Genomic DNA, 19,776 nt, shown 5'->3' on the forward strand with positions numbered 1-19,776 from the left:
AGTTCCGCCGCAAAGGGGACCATTCAATGATCTTCGGGCGGGTAAAATCACTCGACGCCATTCTGGCCACAGCGGAAAAGAAATCGCTGCATCGCTCGCTGGGCGCGTTCCAGCTCACCATGCTGGGCATCGGCGCCGTCATCGGCACCGGTATCTTCGTGCTGACCGCGGAAGCGGCGCAGAAGGCCGGCCCGGGCATGATGCTCTCGTTCGTGATCGCCGGCTTCGTCTGCGCGGTCGCGGCGCTCTGCTACGCCGAAATGGCGGCGATGGTCCCGGTCTCGGGCTCGGCCTACACCTATAGCTATGCCGTGATGGGCGAGCTGGTCGCTTGGATGGTCGGCTGGGCGCTGATCCTCGAATATGCGATCGCCGCCGGCGCGGTGTCGGTCGGCTGGTCGGGCTATTTCATCGGCTGGCTCAATTCGAGTTTCCATATCAGCGTGCCCCTTGATCTGGTCCGCGGACCGTTTGACGGCGGCATGATCAACCTGCCGGCGATGGTGATCGCGGCACTGGTCACCGCGCTGCTGATCAAGGGCACCAAGGAGAGCGCGACGGTCAACGCCGTGCTCGTCGGCGTGAAGATCCTCGCGCTCGCGATGTTCGTGATCCTCACCATCCCGGTGATCAAGACCGGCCAGTTCACGCCGTTCGCCCCGCTCGGCTTTGCCGGCATCTCGGGCGCCGCCGCCTCGATCTTCTTCGCCTATGTCGGCTTCGACGCAGTCTCGACCGCGGCCGAGGAGACCAAGAACCCGCAGCGCAACATGCCGATCGGCCTGATCGGCTCGCTCGCCATCTGCACCATCTTCTACCTGCTCGTTGCAGCGGGCGTGATCGGCACCGTCGGCGCGCAGCCGATGTTCGGCGCCGGCGGCGAGCATCTCTCGCCCGGCACCCCGGGTCTCTCGGCCGCCTGCCAGGCGATCCAGGAGAACGCCGTGGTCTGCTCGAAGGAAGCGCTGGCCTGGACGCTCAAGCAGGTCGGTCATCCGTTCATCGGCTGGCTGGTCGGTGCCGCCGCGATCATCGCGCTGCCTTCGGTCATCCTGATGATGATGTTCGGCCAGACCCGCATCTTCTTCGTGATGAGCCGCGACGGCCTGCTGCCCGAGCTGTTCTCGCGCGTGCATCCGAAGTTCCACACGCCGCACGTGATCACCATGCTCACCGGCCTGTTCGTCACGCTGTTCGCCGCCTTCTTCCCGGTCGGCCTGCTTGCCGACGTGTCGAATTCGGGCACGCTTTTCGCCTTCGCGGCAGTGTCGATCGCAGTGCTGGTGCTGCGCCGCACCGATCCGAACCGCGCGCGTCCCTTCCGCACCCCGGCGATCATGATCACGGCACCGATCGCGATCATCGGCTGCATCTACCTGTTCTTCAGCCTGTCGCAGGCGACGATCCTGCTGTTCGTCGGCTGGGCGGTGGTCGGCCTGATCGTCTACTTCGCCTATAGCCGCTCGCGCAGCCATGTCGGCCTCGGCCGCGACGAAGTGCATGAGCCCGAGGCCTATGACGACCTCGAGCCGCCGGTGCCCGGCACGCGCTGAGGCTCCGGCCTTCCAGGCAAAAGAAAAGGGCCGGAGGAGCGATCCTCCGGCCCTTCTTCTTTGTCCCCGAGGGGAAGAGGCTTCCAGCGTTAGCCCAGCTTCTCTTCCGCCAGCGCCTTAAGGTCCTTCTCGGCCCGCGCGCCATAATGCTGGATGATCTCCGCCGCGCAGATCGCGCCCAGCCGCAGCGAATCCTGCACCGAACGGCCCTGGGCCTGGCCGTGGAGGAAGCCCGCAGCGAACATGTCGCCCGCGCCGGTGGTGTCGACCAGCTTGGCGATCGGCTCGGCCGGCACTTCGACGCGGTCGTTGCCGACCAGCGCCATCGCGCCCTGCTCGCTGCGCGTGACGACCAGCACCGGCACCTGGCCGTGGACATGCTGCACCGCCGCCTCGAAATCATCCTTGCCGCACAGCGCGAGCAGCTCGCTCTCATTGGCGAACAGGATGTCGATCAGGCCGTCCGCGATCAGCTTGCGGAAATCGTCGCCGTGGCGCGAGATGCAGAACACGTCGGAGAGCGTGAAGGCGACCTTGCGGCCATTGGCGCGGGCGATGTCGATCGCCTTGCGCATCGCGGCGCGCGGCTCTTCGGGATCCCAGAGATAGCCCTCGAGATACAGGATCGCGCCGTTGGCGATCAGCGTCTCGTCCAGCGCCGAGGCCGGCAGGAACTGCGAGGCGCCGAGGAAGGTGTTCATCGTGCGCTGGCCGTCCGGCGTCACGAAGATCAGGCAGCGCGCCGTGGTCGGCTGGCCGGCGCGGACGTCGGTGTCGAAATGGACGCCGGCGGCGCGCAGGTCGTGCGCGAAGACCGCGCCGAGCTGGTCGTCAGCGACCTGGCCGATAAAGGCTGCCTTGCTGCCGAGCGCGGCGAGGCCGGCGACGGTGTTGCTCGCCGAGCCGCCCGAAACCTCGCGGCCAGGGCCCATCTTGTCGTAGAGCGCGTCCGCCTCTTCGGGCGAGAACATGAGCTGCATCGAGCCCTTGGCCACGCCGATCTCTTCGATGAAGCTGTCCTCGGCCTGGGCGAGGATATCGACGATCGCGTTGCCGATGGCGACGACGTCATAAGTCGGGCTGGTCAAACTGGGTGCTCCAAATAGATTGCGCCGACGCCCTAATGACGGGCAAGGGATAGCGCAATGATTCACGCCTTCTTCCTGTCTCTCGGGCAATTGTTCGATCGACCGATCCTGGCGGTATTCGTCAAGTCGATCCTGGTCACCTTGGTGCTGTTCGCCGCGGTAAGCGTCGGCATGTGGTTCGGGATGCACGCGCTGGCCGACGGGATCGCCGCCTGGCTCGGCGGCTGGAGCGGATCGGACACCTTTGCCGACATCACCACGATCGTGCTGGTGATCTTCGCGCATTGGCTGATGTTCCGCGCGATCGCCGTCGGCGTGGTCGGCGTGTTTGCCGATGAGGTCGTCGCGGCGGTCGAGAAGAAACATTATCCCGGTGCCCATGCCCAGGCGCACGACGTGCCGTTCGGCCGTTCGGTGGCGATGGGCCTCGGCTCGGCGCTGCGGCTGATCGGAATCAATCTGCTCTTCTCGCCGCTCTATCTGATCCTGCTGGTCACCGGCGTCGGCACGGCGGTGGCGTTCTTCCTGGTCAACTCCTGGCTGCTCGGCCGCGATCTCGGCGACATGGTCGCGGCCCGCCACATGCGCAAAGGCGAGCTGCCCAAATGGCGCCAGCGCACCAATATCAGCCGCTTCGCGCTGGGCGCGGTCGGCACCGGCCTGTTCCTCGTCCCGATTTTGAACCTGATCGCCCCGGTTCTCGGAGCCGCGATGGCGACTCACGCATTTCACCGCGGAAGGCGGGCATCTTGAAGAAACTCATCCTGATTGGCGCACTGGCGCTCGGCGCCTGTGGCGACGCAATTCCGGCGCCGCGCGCGGGCTATTTGCCAGTGCCGAGCGCACGCCCGGCGCCCAGCGCACCGCTGCCGGCCAACCTCGCCGCGATCCACGGCGCCACCGCCCCGCGCCTGATCGCGCAGTTCGGCAAGCCCCAGCTCGACACGAGCGAAGGCACCGCGCGCAAGCTCCAGTTCGCCGGGCCGATCTGCGTGCTCGACACCTATCTCTACCCGCAGGGCCGCGGCGAGCCGGTGGTGACGCATGTCGACGCCCGCCAGCGCGACGGCCGCCCGATCGACGAGGCCAGCTGCGTGGCGGCGCTCAGCAGCGCGCGGGCGCGCTGACCTTCTTCTCCCCTTCCGCTTGCGGGAGGGGCCGGGGGAGGGCCTGAAATCGCGCGGGAAGGGACAGCCCCTCCCCTAACCCCTCCCGCAAGCGGAAGGGTAATTGAGTTTACCCAGCGCCCACTCCGCCGCCTCGCGCACCGCCTCGTCCGCATCCCCGAGCAACGCCCGCACCGGCTCGACCAGCGCCGCACTCCCGCTGTTCCCCGCCGCGATCAGGCAATTGCGCACCATCCGGTCGCGCCCGATCCGCTTGATCGGCGAGCCCGAAAAGACCTCGCGAAACCCCGCATCGTCCAGAGCCAGCAAATCCGCCAGCGCCGGCGCGGTCAGCTCGGCGCGCGGTACGAACGCCATATTGGCCTGCGCCGCATGGGCGAACTTGTTCCACGGGCACACCGCCAGGCAGTCGTCGCAGCCATAGATGCGGTTGCCGATGCCTTCGCGAAACTCGTGCGGGATCGGCCCCTTATGCTCGATCGTCAGGTAGGAGATGCAGCGCCGCGCATCGAGGCGATAGGGCGCCGGAAAGGCGTCGGTCGGGCATGCCGTCTGGCACGCGTCGCAGCTTCCGCAGGTCGAACGCACCGGTGCGTCGGGCGCGAGCTCGAGCGTCGTGTAGATCGCGCCGAGGAACAGCCAGCTGCCGTGCGAGCGGCTCACCAGATTGGTGTGCTTGCCCTGCCAGCCCAGCCCTGCCGCCTCGGCGAGGGGCTTCTCCATCACCGGCGCGGTGTCGACGAAGACCTTCACGTCTGCGCCCGGCGCCTCGGCGACCAGCCAGCGCGCCAGCTCCTTCAGCCGCCGCTTGATCACGTCGTGATAGTCCTGGCCCTGCGCATAGACCGAGATCCGGCCGATTTCGCCATGCTCCGCCAGCGCCAGCGGATCGGTGCGCGGCGCATAGCTCATGCCCAGCGAGATCACCGAGCGCACCTCGGGCCATAGTCCGGCGGGCCGCTCGCGATGGTGCGCACGCTCCTCCATCCAGATCATCGAGCCGTGCCTGCCCTCCTCCAGCCACTGCCGCAGCCGCTCGGCGGTCTTCGGCGCGGCGTCGGCACGCGCGATTCCGCAATCGGCGAACCCGATTTCGGCCGCTTTGGCCTTTATTAGCGCTTCCAGTGCCTTGTGCTGCGTCACGCGGACCCGCTACCACGGTTGCGACAAGGGAGGGATTCCATTTTGACGAGCGAATTGGCCGTAAGCGCGCAAGGGCTGGTCAAATATTTCGGCGACCGCCGCGTTGTCGACGGGGTGAGCATCAAGGTCCCCAAGGGCCTGATCTACGGCGTGCTCGGCCCGAACGGCGCCGGCAAGACCACCACGCTGCGGATGCTGCTCGGCATCATCGAGCCCGATGGCGGCGAGCGCTCGATGCTCGGCCACGCCCATCCGCGCGACGCCAGCGACCTGGTCGGCTACCTCCCCGAGGAGCGCGGCCTTTATCCCAACATGAAGTGCCGCGAGGCGATCGCCTTCATGGGCGCGCTGCGCGGCCTGCCCTGGAAGGTCGGGCGCAAGCGCGCCGAGACCCTGCTCGACAATGCCGGCCTCGGCCACGCCAAGGACGAGAAGATCCGCAAGCTCTCCAAGGGCATGGCCCAGCTCGTCCAGCTGCTCGGCTCGGTCGTCCATGAGCCCGATCTGCTCGTCCTCGACGAGCCGTTCTCGGGCCTCGACCCGGTCAACCAGGAAAAGCTCGAGGCACTGATCCTCGCCCAGCGCGACCGCGGCGCGACGATCCTGTTCTCCACCCATGTCATGGCGCATGCCGAGCGGCTCTGCGACCGGCTGTCGATCATCGCCGGCGGCAAGGTCCGCTTCGAAGGCACGGTCAACGACGCCCGCGCGACGCTGCCGATGAAGGCGCACTACACCCCGCACCATAATGTCGAGGGCGCGGCCAGCCTGCTCCCAACCGATGCGCGGCGCGAGGGCGATGGCTGGCGCTTCACCCTGCCCTCGGACGGGATCGAGGCGCTGCTCGTCAAGCTGATCGATGGCGGCTACGGCGTCTCCGGCCTTTCGATCGAACGCCCCGGGCTGCACGACGCGTTCGTGAAGATCGTCGGGCCCGACGCCCTCAAGGACCAGGAGGAAGCGGCATGAGCAGTTTCGCGCGCACGCTGCGCCAGGCGCTCACCGTCGCCCGCCGCGATTTCACTGCGACCGTCTTCACCCCCACTTTCCTGCTCTTCCTGCTCGCGCCGGTGCTGATGATCGGCTTCGGCACGGTCGGCGGGATCGGGGCGCAGTCGATCGTCGGCGACGATGCCGGCATGAAGATGGTGGTGATCGCCCCGCCCGCCCAGGCGCCGGTGCTGCTCGCCACCGACAAGCAGCTGCGCAAGCTCTTCCCGAAGAAAGGCGACCTCACTCCGCCGCCGCTGACCATCGAGACGCCGACCGGCGACCCGGCGGCACAGGCCCGCGCCTATTTCGACAATGAGAAGTTCGACGCCGCGGCCGTGCTGTTCGGCCCGCTCGACAAGCCCGAGGTGCTCTATGCCCGTCGCGGCTGGAGCGAGGCGCAGTTCCTCTCGCAGCTCGCCGAGCAGACGCTGCGCGCGCAGAAGCTCGGCAGCACCACGCCGCTCGCCACCGTCACCCAGACCGTGGTGAAGCGCGGCCAGGCATCGCCCGGCGGGCGCGGCCAGGCCGCCTCGATCGGCGTGTTCGCGATGTTCTTCATCACGCTGTTCCTCTCGGGCCAGGCCGTCGGCACCATGGCCGAGGAGCGCTCGAACAAGGTGATCGAGATCCTTGCCGCCGCCGTCCCGCTCGAAAGCGTGTTCTTCGGCAAGCTGATCGGCATGTTCGGCGCCGCGGTGCTGTTCGTGCTGTTCTGGGCGACGATCATCATCAACGCGACCCAACTGCTGCCGGCGGAAGTCGCCGGCAGCTTCCCCAGCCTGGTCGCGGCGATCGGCGCACCGATCTATGCGCTGCTCTTCATCCTCTACTTCACCATGGCCTATATGCTGCTCGGCGCGATGTTCCTCAGCATCGGCGCGCAGACCTCCACCCAGCGCGAGCTGCAGATGCTGTCGCTGCCGATCACCATCTTCCAGATGATGATGTTCGGCCTGGCGCTCGGCGCGGCGACGCGGCCGGACAGCTGGATCGCCACCGCGGCGCAGGTCTTCCCGTTCTCGTCGCCCTTCGCGATGATCGGCATGGCCGGCAGCTCGCCGGCGATCTGGCCGCATCTGCTCGCGCTGGCCTGGCAGGTCCTCTGGGTGGCGATCATCATCACCCTCGGCGCCCGCTGGTTCCGCCGCGGCGTGCTCAAGTCGGGCAGCCCGAAGCGCAAGTCGAAGATCGAGGCAGCGGCGGCCTGATGTCTCCTCTCTCCGTCATCCCCGCGAAGGCGGGGATGACGGCTATTGTGCAAGGCTCGGGGCGCTCCACTATTGACACACCTGTCAATTAGGTATTCCCTCTCCCCGTAAAGGAGAGGGACCATGGCGACGCTCGCACCCGAAACCGACAGCGCGGTCGATCCGCTCGATGTCAGCCGGCCCGAGCTCTACCGCGACGACACCTGGCACGCCCCCTTCCGCGAGCTGCGCGCGCGCGGCGGCATCCACTATAACGAACACAGCGCCTTCGGCCCCTATTGGTCGATCTCCACCTACAAGCCGATCGTCCAGGTCGAATCGCTGCCCGATCTCTTCTCGTCGCAGGCCGGCGGCATCACCATCGCCGACCTGCAGGAAGGCGACATCAAGATGCCGATGTTCATCGCGATGGACCGGCCCAAGCATACCGGCCAGCGCCGCACCGTCGCCCCCGCCTTCACGCCGAGCGAGATGGTGCGGATGACTGAAAACATCCGCGCGCGCACCACCGAGATCCTCGATTCGCTCCCCGTCAGCCAGGAGTTCGACTGGGTCGACCGCGTATCGATCGAGCTGACCACGCAGATGCTGGCGATCCTGTTCGACTTCCCCTGGGAAGATCGCCGCCTGCTTACCCATTGGTCCGATTGGGCGGGCGACATCGAGATCGCCAAGGATCCCGTGCGCAAGCAGCAGCGCCGCGAGATCCTGTTCGAATGCGCCGCCTATTTCGGCAATCTCTGGCAGAGCAAGGTCGGCAAGGACTCCACGCCCGACCTGATCTCGATGATGATCCATTCGGATGCGATGGCCGAGATGGATCAATATGAGTTCCTCGGGAACCTGATCCTGCTGATCGTCGGCGGCAACGACACCACCCGCAACTCGATGAGCGCCTATGCCTGGGGGCTCGAGCTCTTCCCCGACCAGCGGGCGAAGCTCGAGGCCGATCCCGGCCTGATCGCCAACGCCACGCAGGACATCATCCGCTGGCAGACCCCGCTTGCCCATATGCGCCGCACCGCGACGCAGGATACCGAGCTCGACGGCCACAAGATCCGCGAGGGCGACAAGCTGGCGCTCTGGTATCTCTCGGCGAACCGCGACGAGAGCGTGTTCCCCGATGCCGACAAGATCATCGTCGACCGCGAGAATGCCCGCCGCCACCTCGCCTTCGGTCACGGCATCCACCGCTGCGTCGGCGCGCGGCTGGCCGAGCTGCAGATCGGTATATTGATGGAAGAAATGGCCAAGCGCCGCCTGCGCGTGAACGTGCTGCGCGAGCCCGAGCGCGTCGCGGCATGCTTCGTCCATGGCTATAAGCAGATGGCGGTGGAGCTGAGCCACTATTGAGCGGAAATTTGCGAACGGGTGAAACCTTTCGCCCCGGCCGAACGAACCTATATCGTTGCAATAACGAGAGGTTCGCCATGCATACCAACCGCCGCACCTTCCTCACCGTCGCCGGTCTCGGCGCCTTCACGGCAGCTTGTGGCGGCGCGCCCGCCGAAGCCGCCCAGAAGTTCGAGCTTAATCTCAGCGACGCCGAATGGAAGAAGCGGCTGAGCCCGCAGGCCTATCGGGTGCTCCGCCAGGGCGCGACCGAATATGCTTTCTCCAGCCCGCTCAACAAGGAGCACCGCGCCGGCACCTTCACCTGCGCCGGCTGCGCGCTGCCTTTGTTCGCCTCGTCGACCAAGTTCGACAGCGGCACCGGCTGGCCGAGCTTCTGGCAGGCGCTGCCGAATGCGGTGGTTTCCAGGACCGACAACACGCTCGGCATGAGCCGCACCGAGATCCTCTGCCGCCGCTGCGGCGGGCATCTCGGCCATGTCTTCGACGACGGCCCCCGGCCGACCGGCAAGCGCTATTGCATGAACGGCGTCGCGCTGGCGTTCGTGGCGAAGTAATCCGTCACCCCGGCGAAAGCCTGGACGGCAGATACGAAAAAGCCCGGCACTGCCGGGCTTTTCCATGTCCGTCGCTGTCCGGGCCGATCAGCCCGCGTCGGCGTTTTCCATCACCAGGTCGCTCAGGTCGAGATCGAGCGAGGGCTTGAAGTCGTCGTCATTGCCCAGGTCGCGCGGCGCGCCGCCCGAGTAGATGAAGCCGTTGACCGGATAGACCGAGGTGCCGAGGCCGCCGGTCGGTGCGAACCAGACCTTCACTTCGCTCCAGTCGCCTGCAGCCGACACGTCGACGGCGCGGACGTTGCGCTCGATGCCGCCGGCGCGCGACCAGTTGGCATGGGTGAGGAGGACTTCGCGGTCGCTGACGACCTGGCTGACCATCGCGACATGGCCGAGCGGCATCTTGCTGGTGCGCTGGAACGACATGACCGCACCGATCTTCGGTGCTTCGCCGCGCTGGTAGCGGCCGGCCGCCTGGTTCCACCAGGTCCAGGCATTGCCATGGATGTCGACGCCCGAGACTTCGCGGGCGAACGGCACACACTGCCAGAAGGTACGGCCCTTGGCCGACGCCGCCTGCGGAGCGGCAGTCATCAGGATGCAAGCAGCCATCAGCGCGAAACGCGCTGCGAGAACACGAAAATTCATGGACCCCCCGGTCAGGAAGCAGTCAGGTGTTGAGTGCGAATGACCAAACTATAGGAACGAAGTACACCCCTGCGGCCGGCCGATGGGACGAACCGTTGCGACGAGCCGATGACTTGCTGAAATAGGCTGAAATCAGGGAACTTTCCGTCCCCCGCGTCGTGCGCCCTTGCTGTGCAGCTGCACACAAGGCCCGCCCGGCCTCCGGGTAAACCCGGACCCGGATGCGCCCGAGATGGGCAATATCCGTGCGCAAGTACATCAGTCCCTGAGGTTTTCCACAAGCGGGACTTCAATTCACCGCATCCATGTTGCGCCGCGGAATCAGTTAGGTTCCTATAATGAACAGGGGACGACGACAGGTTCAGCGGCTTGTTAACCATAAGGCCGCAGTATCGGGTCTCGGAGGGTCACGATCTGGGGTGGGAGTATTGAGCGATGGGAGCAAAGTCTAAACCGGCAGAAGGCGCGATGACGCTCGCCGAAATGAAGGAGTTCGCCGGGTTCAGCGCAGCGACGCAGCGCTATATCCGTCGCGCACTCGATATCGGGCTCGAGCGCGAGGACGCGATGATCCGCTGGTCGCGCGACGTGGTCGAAGCCGCCAGCATCCGCGCCCAGTCGCGCATCTATGAGCGCTTCCACGAAGTCCGCGCGCTGATGCCCGAAGACAGCGACCTCGATTCGATCGAGCCGTTCATGGCGCCGCTCGTCGCGATCGCCGCCTTCGATCTTGGCCAGGGCCGGCTCACCACCTTCTCGGCCTTCCGCTTCCTCTACGAGCGGCTGATCGGCGCCGAAGTGCGTCCGTGGCTCCCCTCGGCCTTCTGCGCCGCTGCCGCGCTGCCGCACCTCCACCCGGATCTGCGCCGCAAGCTGCTCCAGTCGATCAGCGAAGCCGCGGCCACCGCCTCGGGCTGGTCGAACCGCCAGCCGAGCTTCTACCCGGCTTGGGTCGAGAAGGTCGACACGGCGTCGCTCTCGCACTGAGACTTAGGCGGGTCGGCCCTAGCGGCAGGCCCGCCACCCCATCTCGCCGCGCTTCGCCTCGTCGAGGTGCAGATGGTCGCGGTGCGCTTCGTTGTAATCGGGCGACAGCACCGTCGAGAACAGCTTGCACGCCCCCGTGCGCACCTCGCGCAGGAAGCCGGCCTTCTCCGCGCCCTCACCCCAATCCTTGACCACACTGATCCGCGTCCCGTCCGCCAGCCTAAAGGCGGCGATGTCGACTGCGTCGGCGGTGGCATGCTCGCTCCAGTCGCCGGCGCTGCGGCCGTACATCCGCCGGCACGAATAGCTGCCGAGATGCTCGACCTGGACAACTTGCTGCCCGAAATGCTTCTGCGCGGCGGGCTGGACCACATCCCACTCCCATAGCGACAGCGCCGCCGCCACCGGACAGGAAGTGCCGAGATTGGCCGGGCTATAGGCGATCCCCCGCGATCCGCCGGCTGCGAAACGCACCCCGTCGGCATAGCCGCATTGCGGATCGCTCCCGGTCACCGCGGGCAGCTGCGTGTAGCGCACGCCCGCCGCGCGCAGCAGCACGCGGCATTCGGCATAATCGTCGGTCAGCCCGGCCAGCTTGCGCCCGGTGAACATTCCGATCGGCTGGCTGAGGTCGAGCCGCGTCCAGGGCAGGTCCTGCGGCCGGCCGCGCAGCACCGCATAGCCGAGCAGCGCCGCGATCAGCAGCACCGCGAAGACCAGCGTGGCGAGGATCGCCCGCCGCACCGTCCTCATGCGCGTATCGCCCTCATGCCCGAACCGCCTCGTCGAGCCGCTGCGAAGTGATCGGATAGCCCAAATCGTCGGGGATGCAGAGGTGCTGCACGTCGTCGCGCGTCTCGACCCAGGGGGTGATCGCCCGCACCGGATGCGCACGGGCATCGGCCACTGCATCATCGAACCTGGCGAACAGCGCCAGCCGCTCGAGATTGCGCCGCGTCGGGAAGATCAGGTGCGCCTCACCGCGCTCGGCCATCGCCAGCACCGCGCGCGCGCTCGCCCAGAACACCCGGACATTCTCATTGCCATCGACCAACGGCTCGGCATTGTCGGGTGCGCGGGCGAGGTAGAAGCGCGTGTCGAAGATCCGGTGCTTCATCCCCGTCGGCAGCCAGCGCGCGAATGGCACCAGCGCATCGAGCGCCAGCGCGGCGCCCGCCTCCTTGAGCAGTTCGCCCATCGGCTCGCCGGCATAGAGCCGCTCGCGCATCGCCAGCATCCTGCCGGTCGGTGCCAGCCCGACCGCGACGCCCGCCTCTTCCAGCGTCTCCCGGATCGCGGCGATGCGGTGGGCATTCTCCTCGGCGTCGCCGCCCTGCTGACCAGCGTGGAGCTCGGCCATCGCCAGGTCGCCCGGATCGACGCGCCCGCCGGGGAACACCAGCGCTCCGCCCGCAAACGCCATCGCCGCGGCGCGTTCGACCATCAGCAGCTCGGGCAGCCCCCCGCGCTCGCGCATCACAATCACGGTCGCGGCGGGAATCGCTTCTTCGTCTGCCATGTGTCCGGTCTAGGGCCGGACGCCGCGAGTCACCAGCCCGAAGCCTTCAAGCGCACCTTCGCCACCATGTCCGACGAGGTGATGAACAGCGTCCTGCCATTCTCGCCGAAGCAGCAATTCGCCGCCGCCTTGCCCGTGGAAATCAGCCCAAGCTTCTTGCCGTCGGGTGCGATCACATAAATCCCGCCCGGCCCGCTGGCGAACAGATGGCCGCTCTTCGCGACCTTCATCCCGTCGGGCAGCCCGGGCAGCTTCTGCGCGACCTCGGCGGAGAAATCGACCAGCGGCACCAGCTCGGTGCTCGCGCTGCCATCGACGGCCAGCTCGCAGGTGAAGATCTTCGGCGCATCGGGATCGGACTGGCTGACATAGAGCCGGTCCATCGCCGGCGACACGCCGATGCCGTTCGGCCGCTTCAGGCTCTTGTCGATCAGGCTGACATCGCTGCCGTCCGCATTGACCCGGTACACGCCGTTGAAATCGAGCTGTTTGAGCGGCGAGGTGTCGCCGTCGGTCAGACCATAGGGCGGATCGGTGAAATAGAGCATCCCGCCCTGCCCGATCGCCAGGTCGTTGCAACTGTTGAACTTCTTGCCCTCAAAGGCGCCGACGATCACCGTCTTCTGCTTCGTCGCCAGATTCACCCGCGCAATCGCCCGCGTGCCCGAATCGGCCATGAGCAGGTCGCCATGCGCATCGACGACCATCCCGTTCGACCCCGCCTCGCGGATGCCGGCAGGAACCGTCCCGGCCAGCCCCGAAGGCTGGAGGAACGGCCTGGCCCCCTCCCCCGCCTTCCAGCGATATGCGACATTCGCGGGCACATCGGAGAAGAGCAGATAGCCGCCCTTCTTCACCCAGGCCGGCCCCTCGGCCCATTTGAATCCGCTGGCGATGACTTCGATCGGGCTCGCCCTGTCGATCAGCGCATCAAGCGCCGGATCGAAGCGCGTGATGCCGCCCACCGTCTCGCCCAGCGCGATACCGGGCAGGAAGGGCAGCGCAGCCATGCCGGCCAGCAGGCTCCGGCGCGTCGTCTCGATCATGATCATCCTCTCTGTCTCGCCCGGTGCATAGCAGCAGTGCCGCCGCGCATCATACGAGCTTGATCGCCCGGCCTTCGCGCGCCGACCGGTAGATCGCCTCGATCAGCCGCATGTCGCGCAATCCCTCCTCGCCCGATGCGCGCAGCGGGATGCCCGTCAGCACGCTTTCCGCCAGGTGATCGAGCTGGGCGACGAACTGGTTCTTCGCCGGCGCCGGCAGCTCGACCGGCTCCGTCTTGCCGCCCTGCCGCGCCCACATCTTGTGCCCTTCATAGGGCGTGGCCGGCTCCATCCCCACCCAGCCCTTGGTCCCGGTCACCCGGTACGCATTGTGGCCCGACGAATAGCTCGACACGCAATTGGCGATCAGCCCCGAGGGGAAGCGCATTTGCCAGTCGATCCGGTCCTCGACATTCTTGAAGCGTGGGTCGCTCCTGTCGGTATATTCCATCGCGCTGATCACGCTCGGCTCCTCGCCGGCCAGATAGCGCGCGGCGTTCAGGCTGTAGATGCCGATGTCCATCAGCGATCCGCCACCCGAATAGGGATGGTCGAGCCGCCACTGGCCGGGCTGCGCATAAAAGCCATGTTCGGCGGTGATCAGCGTCGGCCGACCGACAAAGCCGGTCTTCACCAGCGAGACGGCGTGCAAGTTGTAGGGCTCGAAATGGCAGCGATAGCCGATCATCAGCTTGCGATTGGCCTTCTTCGCCGCCGCGATCATCGCCTCGCATTCGGCCGACGAGACCGCCATCGGCTTCTCGCACATCACATGCTTGCCCGCCTGGCTGGCGCGGATCGAATATTCGGCATGCATGCTGTTCGGCAGCACGACATAGACTAGGTCGATGTCGGGATTGTCGCGGATCCGGTCATAGTCCTGATAGCTGTACTGGTGCGTTTTCGGGATGCCGTATTGCGCGCCGAACTTGTCGAGCTTGGCCGGCGTGCCGCTCACCAGCGCCTTCAGCTCGGCGAACTCGCAATCCTTGATCCGCGGCATGATCTGGTTGGTCGCGTAATTGCCCAGCCCGACGATCGCATAGCCCAGCTTGCGCTTGCCCTGCGCCCAGGCGGGCACGCCCGCAGTCCCGACAATCAACCCGGCGCCAATGCCGCCCAGCACGTCCCGTCGCGTTCCCATGATCGCCATCGGCCCCTCTCCACGAAAGCCCAAACCGCCGCCGGCGCTGTCCGCCGTTCGACTTGCGTTAGCGCTATCATGGAAGCCGTAGGGCGCCTAGGCTTGTACGACTTTAGTCGGTGGCCCCAGAACTCCCTCTCCCCTCCGGGGAGAGGGGCAGTGTGTCTTGAACCGAAAGCGACAAGCCCGAGACTGACGTCCTGCCCCTCTCCCAACCCTCTCCCCGGAGGGGAGAGGGCTAGCTACCCAAACTGCCCCCGAAACCGCGCCTGAAGCCGCGCATGCGTCTCCGCCGCCCGCGCCAGCAGCGCCGGATCGGCCTCCGCATGGCGCAGCTCGGGCGGGCGGAGCGACGCGGAGTCGATCGGCGCCTCGACCATCACCGCCAGCCGCGGCGCATAAACCCGCGGCTCGGCGCACAGCGCGTCATAGTCGAGGAACAACTGCCGCTCCTGCACCCGCGCCGGCGCGGCGAGCAGCGCGCGGTACACCGCGTCCCACAGCTTCAGCCAATAGTCGGGCCGCATCGCATCCTCGTCGCGGTCGGGGGCACCGTCGAACAGGAACGGCCGGCGATCGGCACCGAACTCATGATGGCCAAGCCAGGTCATGTAGCGCCGGCGGAACGGGTCCTCCGCCGCCAGCGCCACTGCCCGGCGGTGCTGCGACAGGAGCGACAAGGCCTGCTGCACCGGTTCGCGGAACGGATGGACCAGAGTCACGTCACGAAACGCTTCGCACAGCCCCTCGAGGCGCAGAATATTGTTATTGTTCTTAGAGAGATAGCGCGTGCCGCCGTGGCGCAGAACAATCAGACGCAAATAGTCGCGAAACGCGGCGAGCGTGTCCGGATCGGGCGCGATCGGAGCCAGTCCGTCGCGGCGCAGATAGCGATTTCCCTCGAAAACGCGCCAGAAAACCTCCTCGATCGCCTCCGGACTGTCGAGATCATGCGTCAAACCGTCGCCATGACCCCGTTCCCGGGCCTCGACATGCCGTTTTCCGCCCAGCCTGGCCCAGCCATTTGGAGCAAGTGGAAACGGAAGGTCGCGGTAGGATGGAGCGGCAAAACCGCCGCCGGCGTGGAGCAGCCGGGTCAGGATCGAGGTGCCCGCCCGCGCCAGTCCGGCGATGAACACCGGGCGCACGATCTGCACCTCCGCCGCCCTTTTGCGGTGGGCGGCGCGCTCGATGTCGAACGTGGCTTCGAGGAGTGCGGGGCTTCCCAGGGCGATGCGGTGGAGGAGCTTGTCAGCGCGCCCGTACACGCCGCACCTGCCAGCGCAGCGCCGCATAGCCGAGAGTGAAGGGCACCAGCGCCAACTTTGCCGTCCATTCCGTACGAACGCCGACAATTTCCGGCCAGTTCGCGGCAAAGAACAGCACTACCAGCAGAGGGGAAGCAGTCGCGAGCAACAGTCCGCCCGCACGCAGCGACCGCGCAAACATCCGCAACGAAAGGATACGAAGCGCTCGCTCCTTGCCCCACTCCGAAACGCCCCTTCTGGCGAGCAGCCGCATGGCATGCTGGCCGGTAGCGGCGAGCGCCTGGAAGGCCGGGATCAGCGGCAGCGCCCGGGCAAGCTCGAGCACCGCGACGATGGCGAGGAAGAAGGCGATCACCGGGCGCGCCCGCGCAGGCGGCGCACCAGCCTTTTGACCGGGTACCAGACCACCGAGATGATCGCGAGCAGGATCGAGCCGACCAGCCCGAGCGCGACGCCGACAGCGCCGAGGCCGAGCCCCGGCCCGGTATAGGCCTGGGCCGCGACCGGCGTGGCGAGGATGCTGGCGATCGCGAGAAAGCGAAGCGATTTCAGGAGCATTTGGCGTTCACCGTAGCTTGAATGGCCGGGCCATCAGTGGTGGGATCGAGATAGCGCGCCCAGCTCAGGGCCATGCGCCGCTCGGCGGAATCGGCGGAGATGTAGCGCCAGCGCACCGCGCCTTCGGGCGACATGCGGACGAGGCGGCCCTGCTCGGTCTCCTCGACCATCGCGTCGCCATTTGGGAGCGGCGTGCCGCGTCCCTGGGCGCGCGTGGCGATGTGGTTGGCAGCAAAGCCCTTGTCCCAGGGCGAGCTGCTCGCGCCGGTGGCGAAGTCATAGACGAGCAGCCGGTTGTGCCCGTTCACCCGCTCGCCCGGATAGCCCATCAGCGTGTTGTTATCGAACACCGAGATGCGGTGATCGTCGATGATGCTGACGTCGTGCTGGAAGCGCCACGGGCCGATCTTCCACCACAGGATCTTGCCCGTTTCCGGCCGGTACAACGCGATCAGCGAAAGGTTGCGCAGGCTGAGGAACAGGTCCCCTTTCTTCCAGATCTGCCCGTCCGCCATTGCCGGCTGGATGTCGTTGAGATGGAAGGGATCCTGCAGATAGGGCCGCCCGCGCCACAGCCGGGCAAGCCCGTTGCGCTCGAGGATATCGGCGACCCGGTCGACCTTGACCAGCTTCCCCGCGGGCGAGACCTGGGCGACGCTGTCGTCCCAGAAATCGGCCTTGACGCCCGGCTCGCGCGGCACGGGGTAGCGGAACGGTACCCACAGGCTGCCGTCGGGGCCCTGCTCGGTCGAGTGGGTGAAGATGCCGTCCACCGACCAGAGCAGCTTGCCGCAGGCGTCGTAGCGGCCGAGCGGCGAGCTGTCGTGAAGCACCATGCTGCCATCGGCGAGCAGCAGCGGGTGCATCAGCCGGTTGCGCGGGGCATCCTTGTCGCGGTGCACGTCGACGAGGGCGGAACTGAAGTGCGAGGCGGCGTTGGCGGCGTCGACATCGGGCACGAGCTCGCGCACCACCGCGCCGTCCGAGAGGCGCATCACCTGCACCACCGATCGCTTGCGCTTCACGTCGAAGGGCGAGATCAGCGCATAGCCGGGGTCGGTGAAGGCGGCATCCCGGGTGAACCCGCCGGGCAGCTTCTCATACTTGCCGCCATAATAGGGTGCCGGGCTCTTGAACATGCCGCTGATCGTATCGGGCACCCGCGCGAGCGCGATCGCCACGCGACCGACCGCACCGGACTTCTCCCAACCGTCGACGATGGCACCCGTGCCGATCGCGGCGACCGGCACGAGCAGCAGCGCGAGGGCGAGGCTCCACAGCGGCACCGGGCGCGACAGCAGTCCTTCGAGCCCGCGCTCTTCCTGCGGCAACGGCACTGCGCCGCCCCCGCCTTCACTGTCCCGTTCGATATCCTGATCGCGCCGCAATAGACCCTCGCTGTTCATGCACAGGGTTCGGCGGAACGGGTGTCAGCGGGATTTCGGTTCGTCGCTGGGAGGTTTCCGCTTTGTAGCGGTAGCCCGCTAGACCGGCAGCGTGACCAGCGCGGAGAGGCCGCCTTCCTCGCGGTTGCGGATCACCACGTCCCCGCCATGCGCGCGGGCCACGGCACGGGCACTGGCCAGGCCCAGGCCGATCCCGCCGGTATCGCGGTTGCGCGACTTCTCCCCCCGGAAGAACGGCTCGAACACGCGGTCGAGATCCTCGGGCGGCACGCCGGGGCCGTCGTCGCACACTTCGATCAGCGCCTGGCCATCGGCCTCCACCAGCGTGACCTCGGCCTTCCCCGCATATTTGAGCGCGTTGATGACGAGGTTGTTGAGCATCGCCTTCAGCGCCGGTGAATTGCCCTCGACGACCACCGGGTCGCCCGGCGCCAGCGATACCGGCTCGCCACGGTCGCTCATGTCGTCGGTCACCGTCTCGGCGAGCGAGCGCAGGTCGAGCGGCTTGCGCGCGCCTTGCTTGCTGGTGTCGCGCAGATAGCTGAGCGTCGCGGAGATCATCGCCTCCATGTCGCGGATATCGCCCTCGCACGCCTGGCGCAGCGCGTCGGGCGCGGCTTCGAGCCGCAACCCTAGGCGCATCAGCGGCGTGCGCAGGTCATGCGCCACTGCGCCGACCACGGTCGCGCGATCGTCGACATAACGATTGAGCCGGGCCTGCATCCGGTTGAAGGCTGCAGCGGCGTCGGCAATCTCGGGCGGACCATTGATCGCGATCGGCGCGGCACGCGGGTCGCGGCCCAGCCGCTCGGCGGCCTCGGCAAAGGTGCCGATCGGCTTGGCGAGGCGATGCGCCAGCGCCCAGGCGAAAGGCGCGACCGCGGCTACCGAGAGGATCAGCCACCACAGCACGAACCAGCGCCACGGCTCGAAGGCGCTGACGGTGGAAACGGTCTTCCACTGTCCGTTGTCACGGCGAAAGGACGCTGTGAAATCGCCGGTGATGATCACGTCGCGCGCCGCCTGCACGGTGGGCGGCGGCACCGGGCGCGGCACGCTTGCCCGGTCATAGATCTTCTCGCGCGTCATGATCGGCGTGGGGAAGCTGATCAGCACGCGCTCGACCGGCACGTTCAGCGCCTTGGCCATCGCGACTTCGGTGCGCTCGCCGCGCGGATTCCAGTGCGGCTCCTCGACATGGTCGGGGCTCGAGACCGAGAAATCATCGTCGGCGGGCTTGCCCTGCAACGCATCGACCGCCTGGCCGACGGTGTAGAGCTTGGCGGTGGGAGTCTGCACTGCGATGAGCAGGGCGAAGTTCATCAGCTGCGTCACCGCGACGCAGACGACCATCAGCGCAAAGACCCGCAGGAACAGCGGCGATCCCGCCGCCCTCCTACGAAGTGTCACGCGCGCACCACCTTGGGCACGAACAGATAGCCTTCGTTGCGCACGGTGCGGATGATCTCGTCCCCGCCCGAGCGCAGCTTGCGGCGCAGGCGGCTGACCTGCACGTCGATCGCGCGGTCATAGGCGTCCGAGTCGGGGCCGCGGGCGGCAGCCAGCAACGCTTCGCGGCTCAGCACGCGGCGCGGACGTTCAATGAACACTCGCAGCACCGCAAACTCGCCGTCGGTGAGGCCGACGAGCACGCCATTGGGATCGAACAGCTCATGGCTGCCCAGATCGATGCGCCAGCCCTCGAAGGTGTAGACGTCGCCGCTCTCGGCGGTGGCGACCGCACCGCGCTTGCGCAGCGCCGCGCGAACCGTTGCGAGGATCTCGCGCGGGCTGCAAGGCTTGGGAAGATAATGGCCGGCGCCGACTTCGAGGCCAAGTATCCGGTCCTGCTCCTCGCCCAGCGCGCTGAGGAAGATGATCTCGGGTCCATCGGTGCGGGCGATCCGGCGGCAGGCCGAAAGCCCGTCCTCGCCCGGCATCATCACGTCGAGGATGACGAGATCGACCGGCGTTCGCGCCAGGATCTGGTCCATGTCGCGCGTGCTGGACGCCGTCTCGACGCGGTAGCCGCGCGAGCCGAGGCTGTTCGCCAGCAGCATACGAATGTCTCGATCATCATCGACGACCAGGAGGGTCGCGGAATCGTCCTGCGGAGTCGCGGTAGCAAGCATGTTGCAGCTTCTACGACAAATTACGTCTGCAGTGTTGCGTTAAGTT

The 19,776-nt window shown here is 67.0% G+C and carries 21 protein-coding genes; 8 read left to right on the forward strand and 13 right to left on the reverse strand.

Annotation, left to right across the window (positions count from 1 at the left end):
• Nucleotides 1–26 precede the first annotated feature (26 nt).
• Nucleotides 27–1,553 (forward strand): amino acid permease, encoded by a 1,527-nt coding sequence (locus HZY97_RS07410; RefSeq protein WP_180142153.1) that lies wholly within the window; start codon nucleotides 27–29, stop codon nucleotides 1,551–1,553.
• An 89-nt stretch (nucleotides 1,554–1,642) separates the two neighbouring features.
• Here HZY97_RS07410 and HZY97_RS07415 read toward each other — a convergent pair whose 3' ends face one another.
• On the reverse strand, nucleotides 1,643–2,641 hold the full coding sequence (locus HZY97_RS07415; RefSeq protein WP_180142154.1) for an adenosine kinase: 999 nt from the start codon (nucleotides 2,639–2,641) through the stop codon (nucleotides 1,643–1,645).
• A gap of 57 nt (nucleotides 2,642–2,698) precedes the next feature.
• On the opposite strand from HZY97_RS07415, the gene HZY97_RS07420 reads away from it, so the two are divergent.
• Nucleotides 2,699–3,394, forward strand: coding sequence for an EI24 domain-containing protein (locus tag HZY97_RS07420; protein ID WP_180142155.1), 696 nt, complete (start codon nucleotides 2,699–2,701; stop codon nucleotides 3,392–3,394).
• A complete protein-coding gene (locus HZY97_RS07425; protein WP_218942957.1) occupies nucleotides 3,391–3,768 on the forward strand; it encodes a hypothetical protein in 378 nt (125 codons plus the stop codon). The genes HZY97_RS07420 and HZY97_RS07425 overlap by 4 nt, the downstream gene beginning before the upstream one ends.
• Before the next feature lie 75 nt (nucleotides 3,769–3,843).
• Here HZY97_RS07425 and queG read toward each other — a convergent pair whose 3' ends face one another.
• Nucleotides 3,844–4,911 (reverse strand): tRNA epoxyqueuosine(34) reductase QueG, encoded by a 1,068-nt coding sequence (queG, locus tag HZY97_RS07430; protein WP_180142156.1) that lies wholly within the window; start codon nucleotides 4,909–4,911, stop codon nucleotides 3,844–3,846.
• A gap of 42 nt (nucleotides 4,912–4,953) precedes the next feature.
• Between queG and HZY97_RS07435 the strand changes: the two genes are divergently transcribed.
• The 4 genes from HZY97_RS07435 (at nucleotide 4,954) to msrB (ending at nucleotide 9,022) form a co-directional block, all read left to right on the forward strand.
• Nucleotides 4,954–5,880, forward strand: coding sequence for an ABC transporter ATP-binding protein (locus tag HZY97_RS07435; protein ID WP_180142157.1), 927 nt, complete (start codon nucleotides 4,954–4,956; stop codon nucleotides 5,878–5,880).
• Nucleotides 5,877–7,112 carry an ABC transporter permease gene (locus HZY97_RS07440; RefSeq protein WP_180142158.1) on the forward strand — a complete coding sequence of 412 codons (1,236 nt, stop codon included), beginning with the start codon at nucleotides 5,877–5,879 and terminating at the stop codon, nucleotides 7,110–7,112. The genes HZY97_RS07435 and HZY97_RS07440 overlap by 4 nt, the downstream gene beginning before the upstream one ends.
• A gap of 123 nt (nucleotides 7,113–7,235) precedes the next feature.
• Nucleotides 7,236–8,465: a cytochrome P450 gene (locus HZY97_RS07445; RefSeq protein WP_180142159.1), complete on the forward strand. Its 1,230-nt coding sequence runs from the start codon at nucleotides 7,236–7,238 to the stop codon at nucleotides 8,463–8,465.
• A gap of 77 nt (nucleotides 8,466–8,542) precedes the next feature.
• Nucleotides 8,543–9,022, forward strand: a complete 480-nt coding sequence (gene msrB, locus HZY97_RS07450; RefSeq protein ID WP_180142160.1) for a peptide-methionine (R)-S-oxide reductase MsrB — start codon at nucleotides 8,543–8,545, stop codon at nucleotides 9,020–9,022.
• 87 nt (nucleotides 9,023–9,109) lie between these two features.
• Here the strand turns inward: msrB and HZY97_RS07455 are convergent, their stop codons facing one another.
• The gene (locus HZY97_RS07455; RefSeq protein ID WP_180142161.1) at nucleotides 9,110–9,670 is read right to left on the reverse strand and encodes a CHAP domain-containing protein; all 561 of its coding nucleotides are present in this window, start codon (nucleotides 9,668–9,670) and stop codon (nucleotides 9,110–9,112) included.
• A gap of 435 nt (nucleotides 9,671–10,105) precedes the next feature.
• Here HZY97_RS07455 and HZY97_RS07460 point away from each other — a divergent pair, with 435 nt between their 5' ends.
• Nucleotides 10,106–10,657, forward strand: a complete 552-nt coding sequence (locus tag HZY97_RS07460; protein WP_180142162.1) for a hypothetical protein — start codon at nucleotides 10,106–10,108, stop codon at nucleotides 10,655–10,657.
• Between the two features lie 18 nt (nucleotides 10,658–10,675).
• On the opposite strand, the gene HZY97_RS07465 is transcribed toward HZY97_RS07460, so the two are convergent.
• From HZY97_RS07465 to HZY97_RS07510, 10 genes are all read right to left on the reverse strand, one after another.
• Nucleotides 10,676–11,410 (reverse strand): extensin family protein, encoded by a 735-nt coding sequence (locus HZY97_RS07465; protein WP_180142163.1) that lies wholly within the window; start codon nucleotides 11,408–11,410, stop codon nucleotides 10,676–10,678.
• Nucleotides 11,411–11,423: 13 nt separating this feature from the next.
• Nucleotides 11,424–12,176 carry an NUDIX hydrolase gene (locus tag HZY97_RS07470; protein ID WP_180142164.1) on the reverse strand — a complete coding sequence of 251 codons (753 nt, stop codon included), beginning with the start codon at nucleotides 12,174–12,176 and terminating at the stop codon, nucleotides 11,424–11,426.
• 29 nt (nucleotides 12,177–12,205) lie between these two features.
• On the reverse strand, nucleotides 12,206–13,222 hold the full coding sequence (locus HZY97_RS07475; RefSeq protein ID WP_180142165.1) for an SMP-30/gluconolactonase/LRE family protein: 1,017 nt from the start codon (nucleotides 13,220–13,222) through the stop codon (nucleotides 12,206–12,208).
• A 49-nt stretch (nucleotides 13,223–13,271) separates the two neighbouring features.
• Nucleotides 13,272–14,366, reverse strand: a complete 1,095-nt coding sequence (locus tag HZY97_RS07480) for a Gfo/Idh/MocA family protein (RefSeq protein WP_180143138.1) — start codon at nucleotides 14,364–14,366, stop codon at nucleotides 13,272–13,274.
• 242 nt (nucleotides 14,367–14,608) lie between these two features.
• Nucleotides 14,609–15,634, reverse strand: coding sequence for a sulfotransferase (locus HZY97_RS07485; protein ID WP_180142166.1), 1,026 nt, complete (start codon nucleotides 15,632–15,634; stop codon nucleotides 14,609–14,611).
• Nucleotides 15,618–15,989: a hypothetical protein gene (locus tag HZY97_RS07490; protein ID WP_180142167.1), complete on the reverse strand. Its 372-nt coding sequence runs from the start codon at nucleotides 15,987–15,989 to the stop codon at nucleotides 15,618–15,620. Before HZY97_RS07490 ends, HZY97_RS07485 begins: the two co-directional genes overlap by 17 nt.
• Complete coding sequence (locus HZY97_RS07495) at nucleotides 15,986–16,192, reverse strand: hypothetical protein (RefSeq protein ID WP_180142168.1); 207 nt, start codon at nucleotides 16,190–16,192, stop codon at nucleotides 15,986–15,988. The genes HZY97_RS07490 and HZY97_RS07495 overlap by 4 nt, the downstream gene beginning before the upstream one ends.
• Nucleotides 16,183–17,598, reverse strand: a complete 1,416-nt coding sequence (locus HZY97_RS07500) for an arylsulfotransferase family protein (RefSeq protein WP_180142169.1) — start codon at nucleotides 17,596–17,598, stop codon at nucleotides 16,183–16,185. The genes HZY97_RS07495 and HZY97_RS07500 overlap by 10 nt, the downstream gene beginning before the upstream one ends.
• Nucleotides 17,599–17,676: 78 nt before the next feature.
• Entirely contained in the window at nucleotides 17,677–19,008 is a 1,332-nt protein-coding gene (locus HZY97_RS07505) for a sensor histidine kinase (protein ID WP_373684314.1), read from the reverse strand.
• Nucleotides 19,005–19,730, reverse strand: coding sequence for a response regulator (locus tag HZY97_RS07510; RefSeq protein ID WP_180142170.1), 726 nt, complete (start codon nucleotides 19,728–19,730; stop codon nucleotides 19,005–19,007). Before HZY97_RS07510 ends, HZY97_RS07505 begins: the two co-directional genes overlap by 4 nt.
• Between the last annotated feature and the right edge of the window lie 46 nt (nucleotides 19,731–19,776).

It is taken from the genome of Sphingomonas sp. R-74633 (assembly GCF_013416555.1).
GTDB lineage: Bacteria > Pseudomonadota > Alphaproteobacteria > Sphingomonadales > Sphingomonadaceae > Sphingomonas.